Origin of the sequence: Zemynaea arenosa, from assembly GCF_004614185.1 — a bacterium.
Taxonomy (GTDB): Bacteria; Pseudomonadota; Gammaproteobacteria; order Burkholderiales; family Burkholderiaceae_D; genus Telluria; species Telluria arenosa.
Genome location: NZ_SPVF01000228.1, coordinates 1 through 3,032, shown reverse-complemented (window position 1 = coordinate 3,032; position 3,032 = coordinate 1). Strand labels below are relative to the sequence as shown.

At 66.6% G+C, this 3,032-nt stretch carries 1 protein-coding gene; it reads left to right on the top strand.

Translation table 11 applies throughout. The annotated features are described in order from the left end of the window. Positions 1-3,032 (top strand): ATP-dependent RNA helicase HrpA (hrpA, locus tag E4L96_RS18040; RefSeq protein ID WP_370660755.1); only part of this gene is annotated, 3,032 nt, incomplete at both ends.

Below are 3,032 nucleotides of genomic sequence, written 5' to 3'. Positions count from 1 at the left end.
GCCGCGCGAGCCACGGGCGCCGCGCCAGCCGCGGGACGGGCAGGCGGAGCGCACGCCGCTGCCGGAAATTACCTTCCCTGAAGACCTGCCAGTCTCCGGCCGCCGCGAAGAAATCGCCAAGGCGCTCACCGAGAACCAGGTCATCATCGTCTCCGGCGAAACCGGCTCCGGCAAAACCACCCAGCTGCCGAAAATCTGCCTGCAACTGGGCCGCGGCGAAAAAGGCTTGATCGGCCACACCCAGCCGCGCCGTATCGCCGCCTCCTCGACCGCCAAGCGCATCGCCCACGAACTGGGCACCCCGCTCGGAGAACACGTCGGCTACAAGGTGCGCTTCAACGACACCCTCAGCAAGGGCGCCTGGGTCAAGCTCATGACCGACGGCATCCTGCTCGCCGAAACGCAGACCGACCCACTCCTCAAAGCCTACGACACCATCGTCATCGACGAGGCCCACGAGCGCTCCCTGAACATCGACTTTTTGCTCGGCTACCTGAAGCAGCTGCTGCCGCGCCGTCCGGACCTCAAGGTGATCATCACGTCCGCGACCATCGACGCCGACCGCTTCGCGCGCCACTTCGGGACGAACGAGAAGCCAGTCCCCGTGATCGAAGTCTCCGGCCGCCTGTACAAGGTCGAAGTCCGCTACCGCCCGATCGAGCGCGACGCCGTCGCCATCCCTACGGCCGATCCGAACAAACCAGTGCCTAAGGCAGTAGCCGCGCGTGAAAAGCGCGACCTGATGGACGGCGTGGTCGATGCCGTCGATGAACTGTGCCGCATCGGCTCCGGCGACGTGCTGGTGTTCCTCCCCGGCGAGCGCGAAATCCGCGATGCCGCCGAAAGCCTGCGCAAGCACCACCCGCCGCACGTCGAAATCCTGCCGCTGTTCGCCCGCCTGTCGGTGGAAGAGCAGGACCGCGTGTTCCGCACCACCAACGCGCGCCGCATCGTGCTCGCGACGAACGTGGCCGAAACCTCGCTGACGGTGCCCGGCATCCGCTACGTGGTCGACGCCGGCCTCGCGCGCGTGAAGCGCTACAGCTACCGCAACAAGGTCGAACAGCTGCAGATTGAAGCGGTCGCGCAATCCGCCGCCAACCAGCGCGCGGGCCGCTGCGGCCGCGTGGCCGACGGCGTTTGCATCCGCCTGTACGAAGAGGACGACTTCAACAAGCGCCCCAAGTTCACGGACCCCGAAATCCTGCGTTCGTCGCTGGCCGCCGTCATCCTGCGCATGAAGTCCCTGCACCTGACGGACGTGGAGAGCTTCCCCTTCATCGAGCCGCCGACCCCGCGCGCCATTGCGGACGGCTACCAGCTGCTGCAGGAAGTGGGCGCCGTCGACGACAACAACGAACTCACGCCGCTGGGCCGCAAGCTGGCCCGCCTGCCGCTCGACCCGCGCGTCGGCCGCATGATCCTCGCTGCGCTGGACAACGCGTGCCTGACCGAGATGCTGATCGTGGCCTCCGCGCTGTCAGTGCAGGACCCGCGCGACCGCCCGATGGAGCACCAGCAGGCCGCCGACGAAGCCCATAAGAAGTTCGCCGACGACAAATCCGAGTTCCTCAGCTTCCTCAAAATCTGGACTTGGTTCGAGCAGGCCATCGAGCACAAAAAGTCGAACCGCCAGCTGATGGACAACTGCCGCGCCAATTTCCTTTCGCAGCTGCGCCTGCGCGAGTGGCGCGATGTGCACTCGCAGCTGCTGACCATCGTGCGCGAGCAGGGCTGGCGCCTGAACGAAGCCCCGGCCACCTACGAACAGCTGCACACCGCGCTGCTCACGGGCCTCCTCGGGAACATCGGCTTCAAGGACGGCGAGGAGCCGGGCGCCGGCTACCTGGGCGCGCGGGGCATCCGCTTCCACATCTGGCCCGGCTCCTACCTCGTCAAGAAGGCGGGCAAGTGGATCATGGCCGCGGAACTGGTCGAGACCACGCGCCTGTACGCGCGCTGCGTGGCGCAGATCCAGCCGGAGTGGATCGAAAAGGTCGGCGCGCACCTGCTGAAGAAATCGTACGGCGAACCGCGCTGGGAAAAGCGCCCGGCCCAGGTCACGGCCGCCGAAAAGGCCACGCTGCATGGCCTGATCATCTACAGCCAGCGCCGCATCCATTACGGCCCGCTCAACCCGCGCGAGGCGCGCGAGATCTTCATCCGCGACGCGCTGGTCGGCGGCGACTACGACACGCGCGCCCCGTTCTTCGCCCACAACCGCAAGCTGGTGAAGGACATCGAAACGCTGGAGCACAAGTCGCGCCGCCTGGACGTGCTGGTGGACGACCAGCTGATCGAAGCCTTCTACGACCAGCACATCCCGCAGGACATCATCAATGGCGCGGGCTTCGAGAAGTGGTACAAGGAGGCTTCACGCGACAACCCCAAGCTGCTGTACCTCGTGCGCGAGGAGCTGATGCGGCACGAGGCGGCAGGCGTCACGACCGACATGTTCCCGAAAGCGATGTCGGTGACGGGCATCGAGATGCAGCTGACCTATCACTTCGAGCCGGGCAGCGTGCGTGACGGCGTGACGCTGGCGGTCCCGCTGTTCGCGCTCAACCAGGTGTCGGCGGAGCGCGCGGAATGGCTGGTGCCGGGCATGCTGAAGGAGAAGGTGCACCTGCTGCTCAAGTCCCTGCCGCAAAAGCTGCGCCGCCACATGGTGCCGCTGCCGGATTACGCGGGCAAGTTCATGGACCGCATCCACGCGAAGATGGCGTTCGGGCGCGGGAATCTGATCGATGTGCTGATTGCGGATATCCGCGAGCAGACCGGCATCCACGTGCTGACGGCGGACTTCAAGATGGAGACGCTGCCGGCGCACCACTTCATGAATTTCAAGGTCATCGACGAGCATGGACGCCAGCTGGACATGGGGCGCAACCTGGCGGCGCTGCAGGCGGAGTTCGGGCGCCAGGCACGCGCGCAGTTCCAGAAGATGGCGGAAGGGACCGCGCCAACCGGCGAGGGCGCGAGCGGGGCCCTGAGCGTCCCCGCGGCCGTGGCGCTGCAGGCCGGAGCTGCGC